Source organism: Streptomyces sp. NPDC006602 (genome assembly GCF_042870385.1).
In the GTDB taxonomy this organism is placed as follows: domain Bacteria; phylum Actinomycetota; class Actinomycetes; order Streptomycetales; family Streptomycetaceae; genus Streptomyces.
Window position 1 is genome coordinate 164,824 of sequence record NZ_JBIAHG010000006.1, and the last position, 20,639, is coordinate 185,462.

General features: G+C 65.2%; 22 protein-coding genes. 9 read left to right on the forward strand and 13 right to left on the reverse strand.

Annotation, left to right across the window (positions count from 1 at the left end; all coding sequences use genetic code 11):
* Nucleotides 1–124: 124 nt before the first annotated feature.
* Nucleotides 125–613 carry a hypothetical protein gene (locus ACFYO2_RS18650; RefSeq protein ID WP_388349896.1) on the reverse strand — a complete coding sequence of 163 codons (489 nt, stop codon included), beginning with the start codon at nt 611–613 and terminating at the stop codon, nt 125–127.
* 234 nt (nt 614–847) lie between these two features.
* Here ACFYO2_RS18650 and ACFYO2_RS18655 point away from each other — a divergent pair, with 234 nt between their 5' ends.
* The 4 genes from ACFYO2_RS18655 (at nt 848) to ACFYO2_RS18670 (ending at nt 2,921) form a co-directional block, all read left to right on the forward strand.
* A complete protein-coding gene (locus ACFYO2_RS18655) occupies nt 848–1,111 on the forward strand; it encodes a hypothetical protein (protein ID WP_388350385.1) in 264 nt (87 codons plus the stop codon).
* Nucleotides 1,080–1,613, forward strand: a complete 534-nt coding sequence (locus tag ACFYO2_RS18660) for a DUF6879 family protein (RefSeq protein WP_388349898.1) — start codon at nt 1,080–1,082, stop codon at nt 1,611–1,613. The genes ACFYO2_RS18655 and ACFYO2_RS18660 overlap by 32 nt, the downstream gene beginning before the upstream one ends.
* A 25-nt stretch (nt 1,614–1,638) precedes the next feature.
* Nucleotides 1,639–2,493 (forward strand): helix-turn-helix domain-containing protein, encoded by an 855-nt coding sequence (locus ACFYO2_RS18665; protein WP_388349900.1) that lies wholly within the window; start codon nt 1,639–1,641, stop codon nt 2,491–2,493.
* A gap of 143 nt (nt 2,494–2,636) precedes the next feature.
* On the forward strand, nt 2,637–2,921 hold the full coding sequence (locus ACFYO2_RS18670; RefSeq protein WP_388349902.1) for a GNAT family N-acetyltransferase: 285 nt from the start codon (nt 2,637–2,639) through the stop codon (nt 2,919–2,921).
* Between the two features lie 73 nt (nt 2,922–2,994).
* On the opposite strand, the gene ACFYO2_RS18675 is transcribed toward ACFYO2_RS18670, so the two are convergent.
* Nucleotides 2,995–3,198: a DUF397 domain-containing protein gene (locus ACFYO2_RS18675; protein WP_388349904.1), complete on the reverse strand. Its 204-nt coding sequence runs from the start codon at nt 3,196–3,198 to the stop codon at nt 2,995–2,997.
* Nucleotides 3,199–4,044: a helix-turn-helix domain-containing protein gene (locus ACFYO2_RS18680; protein ID WP_388349905.1), complete on the reverse strand. Its 846-nt coding sequence runs from the start codon at nt 4,042–4,044 to the stop codon at nt 3,199–3,201. It abuts the gene before it with no gap.
* A 218-nt stretch (nt 4,045–4,262) separates the two neighbouring features.
* Here ACFYO2_RS18680 and ACFYO2_RS18685 point away from each other — a divergent pair, with 218 nt between their 5' ends.
* A complete protein-coding gene (locus ACFYO2_RS18685) occupies nt 4,263–4,895 on the forward strand; it encodes an ATP-binding protein (protein WP_388349907.1) in 633 nt (210 codons plus the stop codon).
* Here ACFYO2_RS18685 and ACFYO2_RS18690 read toward each other — a convergent pair.
* A complete protein-coding gene (locus ACFYO2_RS18690; protein ID WP_388349909.1) occupies nt 4,892–5,641 on the reverse strand; it encodes an HNH endonuclease in 750 nt (249 codons plus the stop codon). The genes ACFYO2_RS18685 and ACFYO2_RS18690 overlap by 4 nt on opposite strands.
* A 161-nt stretch (nt 5,642–5,802) precedes the next feature.
* On the opposite strand from ACFYO2_RS18690, the gene ACFYO2_RS18695 reads away from it, so the two are divergent.
* The gene (locus ACFYO2_RS18695; protein ID WP_388349911.1) at nt 5,803–7,023 is read left to right on the forward strand and encodes a DNA cytosine methyltransferase; all 1,221 of its coding nucleotides are present in this window, start codon (nt 5,803–5,805) and stop codon (nt 7,021–7,023) included.
* Here ACFYO2_RS18695 and ACFYO2_RS18700 read toward each other — a convergent pair whose 3' ends face one another.
* The 8 genes from ACFYO2_RS18700 to ACFYO2_RS18735 form a co-directional block, all read right to left on the reverse strand.
* Nucleotides 7,024–7,515, reverse strand: a complete 492-nt coding sequence (locus ACFYO2_RS18700; RefSeq protein WP_388350387.1) for a very short patch repair endonuclease — start codon at nt 7,513–7,515, stop codon at nt 7,024–7,026.
* Nucleotides 7,516–7,534: 19 nt separating this feature from the next.
* Entirely contained in the window at nt 7,535–8,293 is a 759-nt protein-coding gene (locus ACFYO2_RS18705) for an NgoMIV family type II restriction endonuclease (protein ID WP_388349913.1), read from the reverse strand.
* A 12-nt stretch (nt 8,294–8,305) separates the two neighbouring features.
* Entirely contained in the window at nt 8,306–9,268 is a 963-nt protein-coding gene (locus ACFYO2_RS18710) for a NaeI family type II restriction endonuclease (protein ID WP_388349915.1), read from the reverse strand.
* Nucleotides 9,269–9,279: 11 nt separating this feature from the next.
* A complete protein-coding gene (locus ACFYO2_RS18715; RefSeq protein ID WP_388349917.1) occupies nt 9,280–12,282 on the reverse strand; it encodes a Z1 domain-containing protein in 3,003 nt (1,000 codons plus the stop codon).
* A 51-nt stretch (nt 12,283–12,333) separates the two neighbouring features.
* Nucleotides 12,334–13,887, reverse strand: coding sequence for an ATP-binding protein (locus ACFYO2_RS18720; protein WP_388349919.1), 1,554 nt, complete (start codon nt 13,885–13,887; stop codon nt 12,334–12,336).
* Between the two features lie 187 nt (nt 13,888–14,074).
* Entirely contained in the window at nt 14,075–15,091 is a 1,017-nt protein-coding gene (locus tag ACFYO2_RS18725) for an SEC-C domain-containing protein (RefSeq protein WP_388349921.1), read from the reverse strand.
* 185 nt (nt 15,092–15,276) lie between these two features.
* The gene (locus tag ACFYO2_RS18730; protein WP_388349923.1) at nt 15,277–15,660 is read right to left on the reverse strand and encodes a hypothetical protein; all 384 of its coding nucleotides are present in this window, start codon (nt 15,658–15,660) and stop codon (nt 15,277–15,279) included.
* Nucleotides 15,661–15,705: 45 nt separating this feature from the next.
* Entirely contained in the window at nt 15,706–17,178 is a 1,473-nt protein-coding gene (locus ACFYO2_RS18735) for a beta-1,6-galactanase (RefSeq protein WP_388349925.1), read from the reverse strand.
* Between the two features lie 322 nt (nt 17,179–17,500).
* Here ACFYO2_RS18735 and ACFYO2_RS18740 point away from each other — a divergent pair, with 322 nt between their 5' ends.
* The 3 genes from ACFYO2_RS18740 to ACFYO2_RS18750 all read left to right on the forward strand — a co-directional run bounded on the left by ACFYO2_RS18740 (nt 17,501) and on the right by ACFYO2_RS18750 (nt 19,652).
* Nucleotides 17,501–17,812: a DUF6412 domain-containing protein gene (locus ACFYO2_RS18740; RefSeq protein WP_388349927.1), complete on the forward strand. Its 312-nt coding sequence runs from the start codon at nt 17,501–17,503 to the stop codon at nt 17,810–17,812.
* A 103-nt stretch (nt 17,813–17,915) separates the two neighbouring features.
* The gene (locus ACFYO2_RS18745) at nt 17,916–18,656 is read left to right on the forward strand and encodes a YidC/Oxa1 family membrane protein insertase (RefSeq protein WP_388349929.1); all 741 of its coding nucleotides are present in this window, start codon (nt 17,916–17,918) and stop codon (nt 18,654–18,656) included.
* Between the two features lie 138 nt (nt 18,657–18,794).
* Complete coding sequence (locus tag ACFYO2_RS18750) at nt 18,795–19,652, forward strand: fumarylacetoacetate hydrolase family protein (RefSeq protein ID WP_388349931.1); 858 nt, start codon at nt 18,795–18,797, stop codon at nt 19,650–19,652.
* 85 nt (nt 19,653–19,737) lie between these two features.
* On the opposite strand, the gene ACFYO2_RS18755 is transcribed toward ACFYO2_RS18750, so the two are convergent.
* Entirely contained in the window at nt 19,738–20,616 is an 879-nt protein-coding gene (locus ACFYO2_RS18755; RefSeq protein WP_388349933.1) for an LLM class F420-dependent oxidoreductase, read from the reverse strand.
* Nucleotides 20,617–20,639 lie beyond the last annotated feature (23 nt).

Consider the following 20,639-nt stretch of genomic DNA (forward strand, 5'->3'; position numbering starts at 1 on the left):
CCTTCGGGCAGCCCTCTCCCCGAGGGCCGAATGCCTGTCGTGTGCTCAGGGAGAGGGGGTTTGCAGATCGCGGCGCGACGTCGTGCAGACAGGCCGCGCGGCGGAAGACGGCTGAGCGGGCGGGTCAGACCAACGTCTGCTGGATGAGCTGCCGGTGGCCGGCGTCGACCAGCTCTCGCACGGCCTGTGGCCTGCACAGGTCGCCGTCGTAGCGAGGCGGAACGACCCAGTACGTTCCGGGCGGCTCCCGTCGATCGATGCGCGGAACGCCCAGATACGTGTCGTCCCGCAGACACGGGGCGCTGCGGTTGTAGTCCCAGACCAGGCCGGCGTGCCACTGGATGAGGGCGTAGTACGTCGGGCCCGCGGTGCGGTTGTCGTGGATGACGGGACCGCGCAGCCGTTCAAACAGAGCCTCCGCCACCACGCTCGGGTCGTCGGAGTCCAGGGCGGCGTACACCAGTACCCCCGAGAGCCTTACCGCGGCGAACCGTCGACCGAGAGGTAAGAGCGCTACCCCCTGGTTCGACCACTCCGCCCGAACCTGGGCAGGTGCGGGGTGCGCCAGGGCAAGCCACTCGGCGATCAGTCTGTTGAGTACCTGCGTCTCCATCTGCGGCCTCCAAGGGAGTTCGCCACTGAGCCCGTGCGGGGCCCGTGCACGAGTGGCTGGGCGGGCTGTCGCCGACCATGACGCTAGAGACGCGATGAGCATGGCTTCCAGAGATGTGCACCAATGTGCAACCAGCCACTCTCCCAAGTGACTTCTCACATGGCCCTCTTGACCGGCGGCGTCGGTGTCACGATCGTGTTGCACAAAGCTGCACACCCCGCAACGGAGGCTGCCATGCCGCTGCAGTTCATCGGGATCGATCCGAACACTGGGGACCACGAGAGCCCGACCATCTGGGTTGACCAGGAGAACGAGGAGCTCGTCCTCCAAGGCTGGAAACCTGGTGCTGACCTCGAAGCGGAATGCGCTGCCTTCGAGCTGCCAGGTCACGCCAGGGGCATTCCGGAACACGAAGCGGTGATCCGCATTCCCGCCAGGATGGTGCCCGTGATCAGGGAGGCGTGCGATGCCGTCGAACGTGCCAACGGCGTTCACTGACCTGCTCGCCGGCTGCACACGCTCTGCCGTTCACCTGGAGATGCGCGACTCGTACGCAGTCGACTACGAAAAGGGCCCCTTCGCCGAGTGGCGTGCCGGGTACCGTCACGATCCCGGCGACCGGGGTTCATGGTGGCGCCCCTGGCTCGACCTCGTCCAGGAGACCGTGGACCGAGGCGTCATCATGCGACGGGCCCGCATCGTGTCCGAGCCGGTCAGCGAGTACACCCGCTTCCTGTACGACGGCACGTTTACCAACGAGGCTGCTGGCGAGCAGGTCCGCTGGCTGCCCAGGCGCCAGGCCTCCAGCATCGCGTTGCCTGGCAACGACTTCTGGCTGTTCGATGATCAAGTCATTCGCTGGAACCACTTCGCCGGGGACGGGTCATCGCTCGGTGGGGAAGTCTGGGACGAGACCCCTGACGTAGCGAAGCTCTGCTCCGATGCCTTCGAATCGGTCTGGGCGCACGCAGTTCCGCACAGCGAGTACGAGATCCACTGACAACACGCACCAGACAGGTCAGCTCATGTCCGTCTCCCCGTCCTCGTCCGCCCAGGCCGCGCGCGAAGTCGTCGCCCGGCGGCTGCGAGACCTGCGCAAGGGGGCGGGGCTGACGGTCACCGAGCTGGCCGACAGCTGCGGATGGCACCACGCCAAGACCTCTCGTATCGAGAACGCCCACACTGCCCCGTCGACCAAGGACATACGCGCGTGGGCGGCGGCCTGTGGCGCGGCTGACCAAGGCGACGACCTCATCGCGCAGTCACTGCACGCGGAGGCGATGTACACCGAGTGGCGTCACCAGATCCGCAGCGGTCTGAAGAGCCTGCAGGACAGCGCCGTTCGCTTCTTCCACGAGACCCAGCTGTTCCGTGTCTACTCCTCGACGCTGGTGCCCGGACTGCTCCAGACCGAGGGCTATGCGGCCGGCGTGCTGGGCATCAGCGCTCGCTTTCGCGAACTGCCCATCGACGACAGCGCCGAGGCCGCCAGAGCACGAATCGACCGCTCGCGAGTGATTCACGAACCAGGCCATCGATTCGTGCTGGTGGTCGAGGAAGCCGCGCTGTACTGCCGCATCGGTGACGAAGATGCCATGGCCGCCCAACTTGGCCACCTACTCACCGCGGGAGCCCTGCCTCAGGTGTCGCTTGGCATCATCCCGTCGGCCACCCGGGCCCGAACACAGTGGCCCCGAGAAACGTTTCACGTCTACGACGACAAGCTGGTGTCAGTAGAGCTCGTCTCAGCCCAGGTAAGGATCACTCAGCCTTCCGAGATCGGGTTGTACCTGAAGGCTTTCGAGCAGCTTCGGAGCATGGCCGTGTACGGAGCAGAGGCCCGGGCCTTGATCCTCAGGGCGATCGCGGCGCTGCCTTGACCACATCTTCCTTTTGCCAACAGTCCGCGCCCTGAACCGTTGAAGGTCGTGATCAGTTCCGGCAGGTCCAGGAGGCTCTCGATCCTGAATTCGGTGCCCCACTCAGCACAGCCACCAGATGGTGGTCCAAGGTCACCCCACGGTTGCCCGGTGCCTTCACCGCTGAGACCGGACACCGTACGTTCGCCTTGTCCGAGCTGATGGTCCGTGCACCTTGGCGTGGTAGGGGTTCAGCTCGGCGCATCCACGACGCACTCCTCGCCTCCCGCAGGGAGCAACGGGCCGCGTTGCTCGTGCACAAAGACCACATCAAGGTCAGGGCGTTGTATGAGGCCTGGGGGTACGAAACGGTGGGGGAGGTGGTGCCGTTCGACGGATCCCCACAGCTGTGCGCCATGGTGCTGTCCTTGGAGAACTCGGTTCGCTAGACGGCACCGAGGCGCCCGCGCGGCCGCTCTCGCGCAGCGATGCGAGGGACTCGCCTCCTGCCTTGTCGGCCTCTCAGCGGCTACTGCGGGTACTCGACAAGAAGTTCGCCCACGCCTCTGACGAGATCACGAGGTGCGGCTGCTCAGGCCGCTTGGAGTCTCGTACAAGCACACCAGACAGGAAGAAGGCTGCCTCGACACACTCGGTTGTGTTGCCGCCGCTGTACGACGACTTGAACCAGGCAGGTTCGGAGGCGGACTCAGGACCGACGGGCATTTACAACTCCTGGCGGGCGCGGTGGATCACGGCGGAGGAAGCTTCCATGTCCAACGCTTGTGCCCGGAGGTACTCGAACGCAAGTCTGTATCGGTCCAGTTCCTCGTCCTTCTCCAGGAAGAGGGAGCCTGTGTGGAAATCGACGTACACCACGTCGAGGGCCGGTTCGGTGCCGCCGATGATCACGAAGCTCCCCAGTGCGGCTGCATGTGCCCCTTTGGAGAAGGGAAGCACCTGAAGCGTGACGTGGGGTGACTTGTTCGCTTCGAGCAGTCGGTCGAGCTGTTCTTTCATGATCTGAGGCGATCCGACCACGCGACGGATCACAGACTCGTCGAGGATCGCCCACAAGTGCAGCGGCTTCGGGCGGGTGAGGATCTCCTGCCGCTTCATGCGGATTTCGACCAGCCGCTCGATCTCCGCCTGCTCCAGGGGGACTTCATTGGCCTGCTGTAGCGCCGTGCTGTAGGCGCGTGTCTGTAGGAGCCCAGGGACGTAGACGCAGGAGAAGTGACTCTCACGCACCGCCTCGTCCTCAAGCGTGAGCAACAGGTTCATGCTCTCCGGAATGGAGTCGGCGAAGGAGCTCCACCAGCCTTGCTGCTTGGCATCTTTCGCCAGTCCGACAACGGCTGTGCGCTCGGCCTCAGTTGCCCCGTACTCGCGGCACAGTGCATCCACGACGATCCATTTGACCGGCCCGGCCTGGGTCTCGTACCGGCTGACCGTTGCCTTGGAAACGCCGACGAGCTGCCCGGCTTCTTCGAGCGTCAATCCCTTGCGGGCGCGCAACTTGCGCATCATGGCCCCAAGTTGGCGGCGGCGCGTTGTTGTCCGTTCGGGCATGCGGCTCCTTCACCATGCGCCGGGCGATGGGCCCGGAGATCTCCATCAGGCTATGCAGCATCGAAGCGGACCCACCATCACATTCACCCGATAGATTCCCATGAGAAGTTACACAGCGAGAGTTCTCTATGCCATGCTCGTTCTCAGATCGCTACGCAGCGCAGTCGTACGGATACGGCAGGCCCAGCAACTGCGTGGCTAGGGAGGGAGGAGTGGCCGTGCCTGGCTACGAAGTCACCGAACCTCGACTCCGCTGTGTCCTGCCTTTCGAGGCGGCGCCGGCAGAAGTGCGCCTGCTTCGGAGAACGGTCGTCAAGCAGCTGAGCCGATGGGGTACGCCCGTGGCTGCCGACGAAGCGGAGCTGCTCGTCACGGAGTTGGCGACGAACGTCGTGAAACACGTCGGCGAAGGAGCGTCGGCGACGCTGATCCTTGAGTGGAGGGGCGAGCGGCTCCGACTCGAAGTCCACGACAAGAGTCAGGTCGTGCCATCACTCAAGACCACGGGCTGCGACGAGGAATGTGGTCGTGGCCTGCATCTGCTCGCAGCGCTGGCGGTTGACTGGGGCACGGTGCTGACAGCGATGGGTAAGGCCGTCTGGTGCGAGATTTCGATGAGTGCGCGACACGCCTGCCAGCGCATCGAGCGGGCTGTCGAAGCACTGGAGAAGTACGAGGGGGTCGGCGGCGGTGTTGCGCCGCCCGGTAGGAGGCGAGACGCAGGCCTTGAGGAGTCAGCAATCGAACTGATCGCTGACTTGCTCCACTGGACTGCCGCCTGTGGCCGTGATCCGGAGGACATCCTCGATCGTGCTCAGATGCACTACCAGGCCGAAGCGGACGCGGCCTAGTGGACGGCCGCCTGAACAGACTTCTGTATCTGCTCCCGGAGAGCGGCCGGCGTGCGCCAGGATTCTCCAGGACGGCTCCTGTGGCACATGCGGTGACAGTTGGCGCACAGGCATGCGAGGTCGTCGAGCCTGGTCTCCCGAGTCCCGGAGACATAAAGGGGAGTGACGTGGTGCACTTCGATGTAGCCCTCGCCCAACTCTCCGTAGGTATGAGCGAAATCGAAGTCGCAGACCTGGCATTGGAGCGGGCGTCCGCCCTGCCGGACCTGGGCGATCTTCAGCGTTCGGAGCTTCGTGTCCCGCTCGCGGGCAAGCGCTCGGCGGACGAGCAGTCGTCCCTCGATCGCGGTCGTGCCCGTCTCGTCGACTTCGTCGGGCTGCCTGGGGATACGGTGCAATTCGCCCGAGGCGATGCCCTCCTCAATTGCCTCGGCGGCCTGGAGCATCTCAGCTTCACGATCCATGAACGCGTCGATCATGAGCAGCGTGGGCTTGCCACATCGCGTGGCCTTGCCGGGATACAACTTGTGGTTCGTCATGAAGTCGGTGGTCTTGCGGCTGACGCTGTCGGGAGACCGGAAGCTGGGAAGGGCGACTGCCTCCGGGGTGTGGACCGGGAGCGAGCGAAGCAGCTCCGACAGCTCCTGGACCTTCCGGTCGCCGGTCCGCAGCTCCCGCCAACCGTTCTTCACGACGAGGGCACCGGCCAGCACGAGTTCGTCCTCAGTCCACGCAGGTATCCGCATGGGCAATATCGTATGAGTGTTCGGCGTGACGGAGGGTGCGTTCAGCGAACCGCGGAGCGTGCTGCACACTTGGTGAGGTCTCGTTGTCAGTGGGGTCTGTCACCCTCAGTGATGGTGGATAGCAAGATGTGTCTGCCGCTGTACGACTGTAAGGAGGGGGCATGACCCACACAAACGAACCCGAGCGCGCCACCACGGTGTCGGCCAAGCGTGAGTTCACGTCGATCGAGATCTGCGCTGGGGCTGGTGGGCAGGCGATCGGTCTCCACCAGGCGGGCTTCGGGCACCTGGCCTTGGTTGAGATCGACGGGTACGCGGTCGACACGCTCAGGCTGAATATCGAAGATCACGAGGTATGGGCGTGGGAAAGAGAGTACTGCGACGTCCTGTCGGCTGACGTCAAGGAATTCGAGCCGTACCGGGACTTGCAGAAGAGTGCGGAGCTGCTGCGGCGCGACGGCCTGGACCTCCTTGCAGGTGGCGTGCCATGCCCTCCGTTCTCCCATGCGGGTAAGCAACTGGGCAAGGACGACGAGCGAGACCTCTTCCCGCGCATGCTGGAGCTGGTCACGACGCTCAATCCTCGAGCGGTGATGATCGAGAACGTCCGGGGGATCATGGACCCGAAGTTCTCGGACTATCGCGACTGGATCAAGGCGCGGCTTGAGGGTGGCACGTACCGGGGCGACGATGGGCAACTGGCTCATGAAGAAGGCCTCGGCTACACCGTCAGCAGGTGGGGCGTCCTGGAGGCCAGCGACTTCGGGGTTCCACAGCTTCGGCCACGCGCAATCCTCGTCGCGTTTCGGGACGATGTCATCAAGGACCTCAAGTACGAGTGGCCGACGGCTACGCACGAGGAGCCGGTCAGTGTCGCAAAGAGCCTTGAGCCGTCCATGCGTGAACGCTATGGCAAGTATTTCGAGGGAGCTCACTCGAAGCAGGCTCACGCGCACTTCGACCGATGGCTCACGAAGGCGAAAGAGCGGGATGCCGAGCTCAAGGGCAAGGGTGGAGGGATTGCGCCCACGCTCGTCGGCGGGTCAAAGAAACATGGCGGTGCTGACCTCGGCCCCAGCCGCGCGAAGGCGGCCTGGAAGCAGCTGGGGATCTCGGGCATGGGCGTTGCCAATGACATCGACACATGCAAAGAGAAGAAGACCGAGGGTCGAGATCTCTTCGGCCCTGATGGACCGATGCTCACGGTGCGGCAAGCAGCCATCATCCAGGGATTCCCGACGGAGTGGGATTTCTCGGGCGGGAAGACTGCCCAGTACCGACAGGTAGGCAATGCTTTCCCGCCGCCGGTAGCTAAGGCCGTCGGTAAGTCGATCATTGATGTACTGAAGGCGGCACGGGAACGCGATCAGAAGAAGGCATGATCAGTTACCTTGCCTGCTCTTTCGGGCTGCGCTGCGGCGCCTGTCAACCTCGGCTGCAATGCGTGCGGCGCAGTCTTCCGAAGGCTCGTGCTCCCAAAACCGGAGCACCGTCCAGCCTGCCTCTTCCAAGCGCTGGTCGGTGTCGCGGTCGCGGGCCATGTTCCGGGCAACCTTACCGGACCAGTAGCCAGGGTTGGTCTTCGGCGGCACGTAGTGCTCGGGGCAGCCGTGCCAATAGCAGCCGTCGATGAAGACAGCCACCTTCGCCGGGCGGAAGACCATGTCGGCAGTCCGGCGAAGGCCTGGAAGTGGCTTGGCTGCGACTCGGTAGCGCAGGCCCTGGGCGTGGACGAGTCGTCGTATGAGCCATTCTGGCTTGGTGTCCCGGTTTCGGATGGCCTGCATGTTCCGGCGACGTGCCGCGGACGATGCCCACGAACCCTCCGGAGGAGACCATCCGCTGTCCGGCTCGGCAGGGGAACCTGAAGACATACTCATAGCGCTCTGACTCTTACCAGGTTGCCAGCGTGGGCGCGAGTTCTTCGTAAGGCCGAAGTCGACCTTGGCTGATGCACTCTGCCAGATCGTCCTTCTGTTGGTTACTGCCGACAGCATCTACGGCTTGTTTCAGTGCAGCGAAGGCAATGTGGTAGACGGCGTCGACCTCGCCGGTTCCCCTGGCGATGGCAGCGATCCTGCTGGGCATTGGCTCGGCAGTCACAGTGACCAGGTGCGGAAGGCGACCGCGCCTATGCCTGATCATCTGCAGGAACTCATGCCGGATGTTCTGGACTCGATCGGAACGGATTGTCCACTTACATGATACGGCGGCGTGTAGAAATGCTTCAGTGCCAGGCTGAGGCGAATTATGTATTACGCCGACGGTCACGTCAGGCCTGATCAGATAGTCGAGTCCCAGGTCGGCACTTAGTACGGGATTCTTGCGTACAACCTTCTTGAGGTTGCCAAGATGGGAATACTGCGAGAAATCTGCGACAATTTTCTTGTGGTCAACTTGCCAGAAGCGGGAAGAGTCAGCGACTGGAAGTGCTTTTTCTAGATGTGCTTGAACTGCTCGTTCCAATGCTGGGCCAAGGTCTTTCGGGGTTCCCTCCAAAACCATCTCAGGAGTGACACTCAAGTGCTCGAGGATTGCCCTCGCTAGCGCTTTTGAAGGAGCGCTGCTGCTATCTGCGCTATTCGGTACCGGTTTCCCCGACGACTTCAGCTTCTTCCAGCCCAGGAGCTGGGCTGCGAAAGGTGCACTCATCTCCGTGCGTTCCTACTTTTTATGGGAGGGGAGCGATGGGGCCGTCTCGGGTTCGTCATCAGGCGTGGCAACAACCCAAGCCTGCCCATCCAGCACTACTTGTGGTGCGTCTTGGTGATGTGGACGACTCCTTGCAACGCGAACGCTGACGAACTCGCCCTCTCGCGGAGGGAGGAGTCCGAGCTGCTCCGCTGTGGTGCGGTGGCTGTCGTAGTCGCCCATGATGAGGATTCCCTCGGGCTGGAGGGCTGATCGGGAACCTCCGTTGCCGCGGACCCGTTTCATGTAATCCTTTTGCTGGGCCACGGTTCGCACCACGTTGCGGCTTATACGCCGTTTCTGTGCGCGCCGAAACAGCTCGTTGAGACGCTGCTGGCCAGACTGCGGTGCGAAGACCGCCGCGCAGTCGGATGGGGCCATGTGAAGGAGTACGTTCTCCGGCAACGCCGCATCGCGCCAAAGCCAGAGGATTTTGTCCCGGTGTATGGCCTTCACAGTAAGCTTCGCATCACGATTACCTCCTCGGTTCAGCCACTCATCCCTCACCCGGAAGAGGCCAGCACTCCAGAGGCTCTCGTTGTCGTTGGCCCAAACGAGCAAGCAGAGATGTCCTCTGGCCTCCGGAGGGATCATCCAGCCGCCGAAGCTCTGCGAGTACTTGCAGTCCACCTCGATGCCGGCGATCCGGTAGTCCATTGCGGCGCCGTCCGAGAACTTGAACTCCCGCTGCAGATTGATCTCGACGAGTGTTCCCGCATGGGTTCTCTCGGTCTTGTACAAAGATTCCCAGGCGTAACGGCCAGTGTTCTCACCGTTCAACAGCTGATCAATGGTGTTCCGAAGCACCGCTGCGAATCGCTCTTTTGAGTGCTCCATGCTCACCAATTCCGCGCGCACTGTCTGGAGCTCAGCGTCGCGCCTCAGCTCCTCCGACAGCGCGATGTTCTGCGCGGCATGAATGTCGATGGGCAGCAAGCGGATCCCCCTCAGGATGAACTAACTGGAATCGTAGCGTCGCTGGTATGCCGAGAGTCCTTCGCACGGAACCGCACCAGACGACGGTCTGCACTCACAGCTGAGGTCGGCGGGATCAGAGTGAATGCCATCACGATCTTCGATGGGTCAGCCGATCCGTTGCGGACGACGGCGTGGACGTCACTGTGGCTGTCCCCGTCGACGACCGGGTACAGCAGGATGACTCCGGTTGAGGGCCCGACTTCAGTGTCCTGGTCCGGGCGGCGGATGCTCAGCGGTGAGGCCGCCTCGTCGATGAGGTGCTGTGCCGCCGTGCGGTGTTCGACGCTGGCGATGCGCCCGAAGGACGTCTTGCCGGCCTGCCGCTTTCGGCGGACCAGAGACAGTGGGACAGAGCCGAGGATGCTGGCTTCGACCCGCTTGTTCGAGGTCAGCCGGGGTGAGATGAGCAGCCAGTCGTCCACCTTGGCTAGCGTGCCATCGAGCTGCCTCAGATAGGTCAGGTGGGGGTCGAAGTATCGCGGACGCTCCCATTCAAGCTGGGACAGCACGCTCACGAGTTCGCTGTGGGGAATAATCCCGGTCAGTGCTTCGAAGTTGCGCGTTAGCGCGCTGGAGCTGTCCGGCGGGTTGCTGAACGACATCGGCGTTGTACCGAGCCTGTCCAGCAGCGGGCGCCAGCGTTCTGTATTCCGCTTGTGAGCTGCGCTGTTGTTCATCGGGTACGAAGCCGGCTCGATGGGGCGTCCAGGGGACCGGATCTCCACGAGTTCCGCGTTGAACATCTTGTTGCGCGCCGACGGCCTGATCCACGGCAGGTGCTGGGCCACGAGAGGGGGGACTTCCATGGGCGTCATCTGTGGCTGTCCATCGACCACCACGGCGTACTGGGCCAGCTGCTCTCGGAATGTTTCCTCATCCCGGCATATCGCTTCGTACGCCTCGTATAGATCTGCGGACTTGTCACGCCCGAAGGGCTCTTCCCGCCCGATGTAGAGCCTGACAAGATCCCGGTATCCGGGCCTGAAACCGAACCAACGCCCCATCTGCATCAGCGTGTCTGCCTGCTGGGTGGTACGCCGGTAGTAAGTGATCGTCAGGCCCTCGACGGTGAAACCACGCGACAGCTTCGTGCCTCCCACCAGGATCTTCCAGACATGCGGGGTCCGGTCGAAGTCGAGGCCGAGTTGGTCGAAGTAGCGATCGGAGTCACCGTTCACAACGATGACCGGCTGACCGTTTGAACCGATGCGCTGTCGTGCGGTACTGACGTATGGGCGCAGTTCTTCATAGGAAGCCGGTGCTGGGAGGTCGGAGGCACGTGCCTCACTCACCGGGATGAAGTCTGAGGCCCACAGTGCGGCAAGGCGTTCATGACCGGCCCCTGAGCTGTATCCCGCCTGGTGCCACATGGAATTGATGCGCAGCGCGAGATCGGCGTGATCATCCCTGCGTACGGACTGATGCACGAGCATTGTGTGATGCCGGAACGGGCCTTCCGGGACTCCATGGGCAGCCCGGTAGAGCTTCAGGGCGCCAGACAGGACGAAGGCATCCATAGCCTCCTGGAGACGGTCGCCGGTTGACTCGTAGATTCCACGGACGTGCGCCTTCTCCTGAGAGTTGGCGAAGGTTCGCTCCTCTGCCGCTACCGGAGAATCCAGATCGTGGAAGTCCTGAGCGCCCATGTACCCGGTGGGACGGGGGAGCGAGATCAAGAAGTCGCTCGGGAAGATGTCATCGTCGTCGCCAGGGTCAACGAAGACATTGGCGAAGGGAGTTGCCGTATACCCCACGTACTGCGCCCGTGGAAGGAGTTTGAGGAGCTGGGATATAAGTCCGTTGATCGCGGTGCGCTCGGTGGTCCCGGCCTCCCACTTCTTCGGGTCCAAGGTGTTGACCGAAGCCTGGTCGGACTCGTCGTCGATGATCAGGGCAGGAAGCTCCCCGAGCAGCCCGTGGATCTGCTTGAGATCCTTGACGAGTTTGGTGAGGACGGACTTGTTCTTCTTCACCACCAGAACCCGAGCCGCGGCGTGATGGATGTTCGCCGGGTCGTAGAGCGGGCGGGTCGGTTCACGCTTCTCGAACTCCAGCGCCCGGATGCCCTGCGCGAGGCTCTTGTAGTCGTTGTCCCGAGTCGTCAGACGCTCAATGTCGAATGCACCCAGTGTGGAGGGTCGTCCTCCGTGCCGGACGAAGTCGGGCCAGTCGGCGTCTTCATCGCTGACGTAGTCCACACCAACGAGGGAGTCCAAGTCGGTGATGTCCGCGCCCCGCAGGATGTTCTCCTGGCCGATCAACTCCATGTCCAGGCGGCGCTGAGTCTGCGCGCGCAGGAGGTTGAGGGTGCCGCCGAGCACGATGACGAGGCGATAGCCGGCGTCGATTGCCTTGGCGGCGACACCGGTGAAGTTCGCCGTCTTGCCCGACTGGACGTATCCCACTACCAGGCCCTTTGCCTGCCGGGCTGCGGGCTGTTCGGGGTCGGTGAGGCGTTCGACGACTGCTCGGCTCGCCTCATCCAAGCTGGCGATCGCCGCCTCGGGCCAGTTCTTGGCACGGAGTTTGTCCTCGTACGACGTCCAGTAGAAGGACCGGGCGGTCGTGCGATCGGGCGTGTACCAGGGAGTGAACTCACGAGTGATCACGGTGGGACCCGGAAGCTTTGCGACGGGAACGGCGTTGTCCAGTGCCTTCCGCAGATCGTTGCCGAACCGGAGGCGGTCGTACACGGCCATCCGCCGTTCGTCGGAACGGGCGGGTGTGCCGAGTGCCCACTGGGGCTCTTCTGCGAAGTCCCATGAGGTGAGGTGGCGGCTCCAGAGAGCTGCCAGTGTCTCGTCCACGCTGACCAAGCACTCCCGGAACCGTTCCTCGCTGAGGTCGGCGTCCGGATGGACCTCATCGGCGGCAAGCGCCGCCCAGCGTTCGAAATGCCGAGGGACGCTGCCCATGCCAGCCAGCGCGGAGGCGTGGATCTCCAGGAGAATGTTGGCAGGGGTGGAGCTCATGTGCGGACCTCAATCAGCAGAGGGGAGCCAGTGGCGAGTGTCGTACGAGGGTCAGGAGAGCGCCTGAGTTCGCCGCGTGCGATGCGCCTCCGCAGAAGCCAGGAGAATGGTGTTCCAGTAGTCCACGCGGTCTTGGCGGCTGCGTTCCCAGCGGCCTAGCCCGAAGCAGTCCTCAAGAAGCAGGTAGAGCAGGGTCTTTGTGACGGGAGCGTCGTTTGCTCCGCCGCGCCTGCCGTCATTGAAGTCCTCGCGGAAGTCCTTGTTGAGGATGACGATGTTTTTCTCGCGATCCAGATCGAAGAACCGGTCGCGGGGAAGCGCCGCCCAGGTGAACGTGATCGGCTCCTCACCTGCCTTCTCCGGCAGTTCCTCCTTCACGACCCGTTTGACCTTCGGGTCTAGTCCCTTGCCCGGAGGGGTGACCGACTTTCGGACGACTTCAGTGCGTCTTGAACCGTCCCGGTAGGCGGTCTCGGCATCGCTGATGTACTGGCGGAAGGCGTGCCCTGCGGAATCCACCGCCTTGTCCAGGCCGAGGGTGAAGGCTGGGGTGACCGTGACCCTTTCCTTCTTCACGTCCAGACTCAGGACGCTGTTGTCACTCGCTGGGAGATCCACCGCAACCCGGGCCAGAACGAGATGCCCCTCGGGGTTGCGCAGGCCGTTCCAGCCTCCCGCTTGGACGAGGCGGTCATTCCGGTAGAAGTAGAATCCCTGCCGTTCCGCAAGGGAACCGATCTGCCGGAAGCCCGCCTTCTGCGACTTGGCTGGCCAAATGTGGGCGGTCAGGCGCATATCTCCGATGCCCTCCACGGGCGCGGTGAACTGCCTCGGATACCCCTTCTTCCCGGGCACTTTGTACCCGAAGGGATCCAGTGCCTCTACGGCGATGTGGTCGACTTCCTCGCCGAGTCCGCTCACGTTGCTGCTTACGTCCCACACGGCTATGTCCAGTTGGAGACCGCGTTGCAGGAAGCGGTGAAAGTAGAGGCCGAGATGAGTCTCCAGGCGTGCGATCGCCTTCGACAGGTACTGGTCGCTTTGCCCAGGTGTCACTGTTTCGAAGGCGCGTACCTGGTCCCACCGTACGACCGTGCCGTGCCACTCGATGATGCCGTCGTACCGGTCGATGAGATTCTGTGCGTAGCGCGGGTCGACGGTGTCACAGCGGAAACCGTCTTCGATCCCCTCCGCAGTAAGGCAGCGGCCGACCGCGCGGCTGCGCTTCGTGCGGCTGACCACGGTGAGCGACGAGGCATGGGAGAGCGACGCGGCCTTGAGGCCGGTGCCATACATGCCGAGGGCGTGTTCGTTGTAGATCCGGCGCCGTCCGACCGTCATCGCGTCAACCAGCCCGGCCTCGTCTATGCCCCGGCCGTTGTCGATGATCAACAGAGTGAGGATCCGCTTGGCGTCGCGCAAGAAATGCACGACGATCTTGTCGGCGCCCGCGTCGATTGAGTTGTCGATCAGGTCCGCTACAGCGACCTCGAAGCCGTAGCCCTGGTTGGTCAGAGCTTTGCCGTACCCGGCGTCTGGTGGCAGATGCGTGCTGCCGGTCGTGGGGACGTCGTACTGCCAGACGGTGCCGGGCTGGTAGGGCATCGGTTCCTCAAATACACAGGTCAGGGCCGCTCCGCAGACGACGGCCCTTCAGCTCACAGGTAAATGTGACGGTACTGCAAAGGTGGGACATAGGGGGAGTTGAACTCTGAAGTGGGTTGTTAAATCCCATATTTGCTCAGGGTTTCAGGGGTGACGGAACTCGTTGCTGGATCTGGACGAGTCCCGATCAGCTCACGCTCCCGTGGCACTCCCCGTAAGCCTGACCCGACCCACACCAGCAAACCGCCCCCCGCTGCGGCGGCCAAACCACCGCCCGCCCCCGCGCCGCCAACGTCGTCGCATACTGCGGCAGCAGCGCCACGTCGCCCGGCGACGCGCCCTCCGAGGCCGCGAAGGCCTCGTACGACGGAACAGTCCCGGTCACGATGCCCAGGTTCGGCGTCCCCGAAGACGCAAGTTCCCGCAGCGACGCCTCTATCGTCGCCAGGTGCTCCTCATGCGAGGGGTACTCCGCTGCCAGCGTCGGGTAGGCCGAGACCAGTTCCGTCAGTTCGCCTGCCGGCCAGTGCAGGACCGCGACCGGGAACGGGCGGGAGAGGGCCTCGCGGTAGGTGCCGAGTTCTGCTCGCAGCCTTGAGATCTCCGCTGCCAGCTCCGCCGGGTTGTCCGAGCCGAGGGACCAGACGCGCTTGGGGTCGTGGAGTTCGTCGAGGGAGACGGGGGAGTTGTGGAGGGTGTCCGCGAGGACGTCCCAGTCGTCGTGGCCGACGCCCAGCATGCGGCGGACCCGGTGGCGGCCGAAGAGCAGCGGGTGCGTGGCGTACGGGGGCTGGGTGTCCTCCGTGAGAAGCAGGAGTACGGCCTCCGTGAAGGTCTCCTGCGCCGCCTCCAGTTCGTCGTGCGCCTCCAACGCCTCCGCCACGATCACCCACGGGGCCGCGTCGCGCGGGGCAGCCGCCCGGACGCCCTCGATGATCGCCCTGGCCTCGGCCTCGTGGCCGTACTCCCAGAGGTTCGAGGCCTTGAGGGCTCGTACGAGAAACGGGTTCTCCAAGGCCTCCGGTGACGACAGCAGGCGGTCGTAGAGCTTGCTCGCGGCGGGGCGGTCGCCGGCGAGTTCGAGGTGGGCCGCGGCCTGTAGAAGCAGGGCTTCGGCGTCCTCGGGGTACAGGCCGGCGGTCCGCTCCAGGCGTGCCGCTTCGGCGGTGTGGTCTACGTTCTCGGCAGGCGTGTCGGGGCGCATGCATGACACGGTACTGCCGGGCTGTGACAAAGGGAGAGGTATCCCCAGGCCAGCACGCGGATCGGCGGATCGGCGGCGTAGCTTCCGGTATCTTCCGGCATCTCCGGCACCTTCTCGGCACCTTCCGGACCTTTCGGCTCGTACCGCGAGGGTCTCGTACGTCCGCAGGAGCGGGAAGCGACCGATCAGCGTGTCAGTGCGAACGCGGCGAACAACATGAGGACCGTGATGATGACGCAGAACGCGAGGTGGGAGCGCGGGTAGTCGTACGTCTCGCGGGTCTCGCCCTCGTTGATTTCGGTGGTCCCCCCGACGAACAGCTTGCGGGACGGGAACATCCCGACCGTGAGGCCGATGAGGGCGAACGCGTACCCGACGAGCATGGCGGCCAGGGAGAAGCCCTGTGCCTGGCCGACGGCGATCATGCCGGCCAGGCACAGGACCCAGATGAAGGGATACGCGACCCAGAATCTCCGGACGGGGATCCAGCGGGCCATGGCGGAGCAGTGGACGACGGTGGCTGTGGCTGCCATCAGCCACAGCCACTCGGTGGCAACGGACGTGAGCACGCGCGGCGTGTCCTTCCCGGAGTCCCGGAGGTGTGAACGTCCGTTCTAGATCGTCACCCCGTCGATCTGCAACGTCTGCACCGACTTCGCCGCGAACGGCACCGCCACCGACTTCCCGCTCAGCCGGGTGTCCGAGTACGCCGCGTACTTGTCGCCGCCCGTGGTGACCGTGTTCCAGCGGGGAACGAGGCCGTTCGTGCCGCCCGTCACCGTGGTGAAGCGGGAGAGGTCGAAGGTGAGGGTCTGGGCGGAGGTGGAGGTGTTCACCGCCACGATCACGAGGCGCTTCGCGGTCGCGTCGTAGGCCGCCGCCGCGTAGCTGACGCCCGTGTCGATGATCCGCATGCCCGGGCGGATGTGGCGGCTGAACTGGGCCATCACGTAGTACTTCGGCTGGACCGTCGTCGGCTGGAGGGTGTTCTGGTCGTACGCGATCATCGCCCAGCCCGTCGACGGGTCCATGACCTGCCAGTAGACCCAGGCGGTGGGGTGGAGCCAGCGGAAGTCGTAGCAGAGGTTGGAGGCCATGGTGAGGCCGGTGCCGTCGCTGTCGCCCGTCTCCGAGTTCCAGAGCTTCTTGCCGGATGTGGTGACCACGTCCGTGTAGAGCAGGTCCCGGCGGCCGCCCGAGCCCTGGTAGCCGTGCACGTTGACCTGGTTGACCAGGGCCTTGGTGGTGGAGTTGAAGGAGGCCCAGGTGGAGCGCGCGGTGTCGTAGTTCGTCTCGTCGGAGGCGGAGACACGCAGGCCCGTCAGGCCGCGCTTGTCCAACTCGCTGCGCATGTACGGGAGTACGGCCGCCTGGACCGCGGGGTCCATGTGGCAGCCCTCCTGGGTGCCGGTGTCGGTCCACCAGGACGAGGCCGGCTCGTTGAAGGGGTCCACCGTCGAGAAGTTCACGCCCCAGTTGTTCTTGGCGTAGAGGGCGGTCGCGGCCAGGTGGGAGGCGTGCTGGCGGTAGTTCCAGGTCTGGAGGTTGTTGCCGCCGCCGGAGGCGCCCGACGGATTGTGGTTCGAGCACATCCACCACATCGGGGAGTTGGCGAACAGCTCGCTGACCGCGCCTCGCTGCGTCGCCTTCACCAGCATCGCCCGTTGCTTGGCGTCGGCCGACCAGTTCCAGGCCGAGGACGTCGGGTCCTCGTTGTTCCAGTCCTGCCAGAAGCCCTCGATCTGCTTGAAGGCCGGGATGTTCGGCGACTCGACCATCGTCGCGCTGCCCACGCTGTTCCAGCTGCAAGCGCCCAGGTTGTAGCGGGCGATGTTCAGGCCGAGGCCGGGGAGTGTCGTCCCGTTGTACGACACCGACTTGGTGGTGAAGAAGGCGTCGGCGAAGTCGTCCCGGGCCCCGAACACGTTGGCCCACCAGGCCAGGGAGGTGCCCCAGCCCTCCCAGGTGCCGTACGAGGTGCCGGGGTTGACGGCGATCGTGGCGTCCGCGCGTGCGGTGCCGGTCGCCAGGGCGCTGCCGAGGAGCGTCCCGCCCGCGGCTGTGAGCAGGGTTCTGCGACGGATCATGGCTTCTCCGATTCGAATCGACGACGGTCCGTCCCTGAACCGGCGTCGTGGCCTGTCCCGTTCATGCCACGACGAAGCATCGGGTGTGGCGTGTGAGGTTGTCGAGAGTTGCGACAGCCCTTTTCCAAACCTGTGGAGGAAGGTGTGCGAGGGACCGAACGAAGCCGACAGCCGAAAGCCGATCAAGACCGATCAGGCACAGCCGATCGAGAACGATCAGGTATAACCGAGGGCAGGACAAGCAGTCGTACGAGATGCGCGAGACCTTCGCGGTGTCCCGGACGATCGAGAAGATCGAGAAGATCGAGAGGAGGGGCCGAGCATGATCCGCAGTCTGGCGAAGCTTCGCCCCGCCGCCCTCCTGCTGATCCTCTTCCTCGACGTCGTGCTGCTCGACGCCGGCAGCCTCTCCGCCACCGTCGCGCTCGCCGCGACCGCCGCGGCCGGCTCCGCGTTCGCCGCCTGCTCGCTCGTCGCCTCGCGCTCCGCGCTCCCCGTGCCGCCCACCCGGGTGCGTACGGCCATCCGCGACCGCGACCGCCGAACGGCGTTCCTGCCCCAACGCGACCCCGACGCGAAGGGGCGCACCCGGCCCCGAGCGCCGGGGCACGCCCTCCCGGCGACCGCCGCGTAGGGCGTAGGGCAGCAGCCGGCCACACCCCTGCCCCGCGGCGGGTCGTCATGCCGAGTCAGTCACTCATCATCCCGGCACGACGAGACCCCCGGAGGGCTCACCCATGTCCGTTTTCGCCGATCTGGTCCGGCAGTTGGCCGACCTGCTCCAGCCGCTGTTCGGGGCTACCGCGGCCGCCGCCGCGATCGTCCTGTTCACCGCGTTCGTACGGCTTCTCGTGCATCCCCTGTCCCGGGCCGCCGCGCGCGGACAGAAGGCCAGGGCCGCGCTCCAGCCGAAGGTCGCGGAGCTCAGGAAGAAGCACGCGAAGAACCCCGAGAAGCTCCAGAAGGCCGTGATGGAGCTGCACGCCGAGGAGAAGGTGTCGCCGCTGTCGGGCTGCATGCCGAGTGTGTTCCAGATGCCCGCGTTCTTCCTCCTCTACCACCTGTTCTCCAACACGCGGATCGGCGGACAGACGAACGAACTCCTCTCCCACCAGTTGTTCGCGGCGCCCCTCGGCGACCGCTGGGCGGACGCGCTCGGCGACGGCGGGATGTTCGGGGCCGCCGGGCTCGTGTATGTCGGACTGTTCGTGTTCGTCGCGGTGGTGGCCGTGTTCAATTTCCGCCGTACGAAGCGGATGATGGCCGCGAATCCGGCGAATCCGGTGAATCTGTCGAATCCGGTTGGGGACGGAGGGCCGGTGGCCGGTGCGGCCGGGGTGGGCGCGATGACCAAGGTCATGCCGTTCATGTCCTTCTTCACGCTCTTCACCGTGGCGGTGGTGCCGCTGGCGGCCGCGCTGTACGTCGTCACCAGTACGACGTGGAGTGCGGTGGAGCGGTCGGTCCTGTACCGCTGACCCCGCCCGTCCTCGGAGGTTACGGTCCAGTCCGTGAACCAGGTCTTGCGGACTGGACGCCGACCTTGGACGATCGACCAGTCCTCCGATGGCTGCACCCGTCGGTCGACGAGCCCGCGATCGAGGGAGATTGTCATCATGAAGCTGCTGCGAGTCGGTACGGCGGGATCGGAGCGGCCCGCGCTGCTCGACGCCGAGGGGACCCTGCGGGACCTGTCCGGCGTCGTGCCGGACATCGACGGACCGCTGCTCGCCGACGACGCCGCGCTCGGCCGGATCCGCGCCGCCGTCGACGCGGGGTCGCTGCCCGCGCTGGACGCCACCGGGCTGCGTGTCGGGCCGCCGCTCGCCCGGATCGGCAAGATCGTCTGCATCGGGCTGAACTACCACGACCACGCCCGGGAGACCGGGGCCGAGCCGCCCGCCGAGCCCGTCATCTTCTTCAAGGCCGCGGACACGGTGGTGGGGCCGTACGACACGGTGCTGGTCCCTCGCGGGTCCGTGAAGACGGACTGGGAGGTCGAGCTGGCGGTGGTCATCGGACGTACGGCTCGGTACGCGGGGTCCGTGGAGGAGGCGCTGGGGTGCGTCGCCGGGTACGCGGTGGCGCACGACGTGTCCGAGCGGGAGTTCCAGATCGAGCGGGGCGGGACCTGGGACAAGGGGAAGAACTGCGAGACGTTCAACCCGCTGGGGCCATGGCTTGTGACGGCGGACGAGGTGCCGGACCCGCAGAACCTGTCGCTGAGGCTGTGGGTCAACGGGGAGTTGAAGCAGGACGGCACGACCGCCGAGCAGATCTTCCCCGTGGGTGAGGTCGTGCGGTACGTCAGCCAGTTCATGACCCTCTACCCCGGTGACGTCATCAACACGGGCACGCCCGCGGGCGTTGCGCTGGGACATCCCGAGCCCAAGCCGTTCCTTCGGGCGGGGGATGTGGTGGAGCTGGAGATCGAGGGGCTCGGCCGGCAGCGGCAGGAGTTCAAAGACGCCTAGAGGGCGGGGGGGGCTGCGCTTGTACGGCTGCGGGTCCGTTGTGGCTGATCGCGCAGTTCCCCGCGCCCCTGAAAGGCCGGTCAGCTCAGGCCAGTAGAGAGGACAGCCGCTGCCACGCCTTGCGCGGCAGCGCGTCCCTTGGTTCGCCGTCCACCACCTGTAGGGCCACGTGGTCCGCGCCCGCCTCGTGGAACGCTTCGATGCGGGTGCGGATCGTCGTGTCGTCGCCCCAGGCGAAGAGCGCGTCGATCAGACGGTCGCTGCCGCCGTTCGTGAGGTCGTCCTCGGTGAAGCCGTGGCGGAGGAAGTTGTTGGTGTAGTTCGGGAGGGAGAGGTACATGGCCAGGGACTCGCGGGCCAGGGCGCGTGCGCTGGTCGGGTCCGCCTCCAGGACCACCGCCAACTCAGGGGCCAGCAGCGGGGCTTCGCCGAGGAGCTCGCGGGCGTAGGCGGTGTGTTCGGGTGTGACCAGGTACGGGATCGAGCCGGCCGCCCGGTCGCGGGCCAGCTCCAGGGTCTTCGGGCCGAGGGCGGCCAGGAGGCGGCGGTTCGCCGGTACGGCCGCCTCGTCCAGGGCGTCCAGGTAGGCGACCAGGGCCGAGTAGGGGCGGCGGTACTGGTCGGCGAGCTTGGCGTGGCTGACGCCCAGGCCGAGGAGGAAGCGGCCGGGGTGGGCCGCCTCGAGGTCGGCGAAGGCTGCCGCGCTGTCGGCGGGCTCGTGCTCCCAGATGCTCTGGATGCTGGTGCCGACGGTGAGCGTCGAGGTCGCCTCGATCAGCGGTACGGCGTTGGCGGCGGCGCTGTTGCCGCCCAGCCAGACGGCACCGTAGCCCAGCTCCTCCAACTCGGCCGCCGCCTCGGCGAGTTCGCCCCGCCGGGCAGGGTCCTCCGAGCGCAGGCCGACACTCCAGATGCCGTAGCGTCCGACGGATTCCTTCAAGGCGTCACTCGAGGCGTCACTCATGGGGCGGTCCCTCCGGTTGGTGG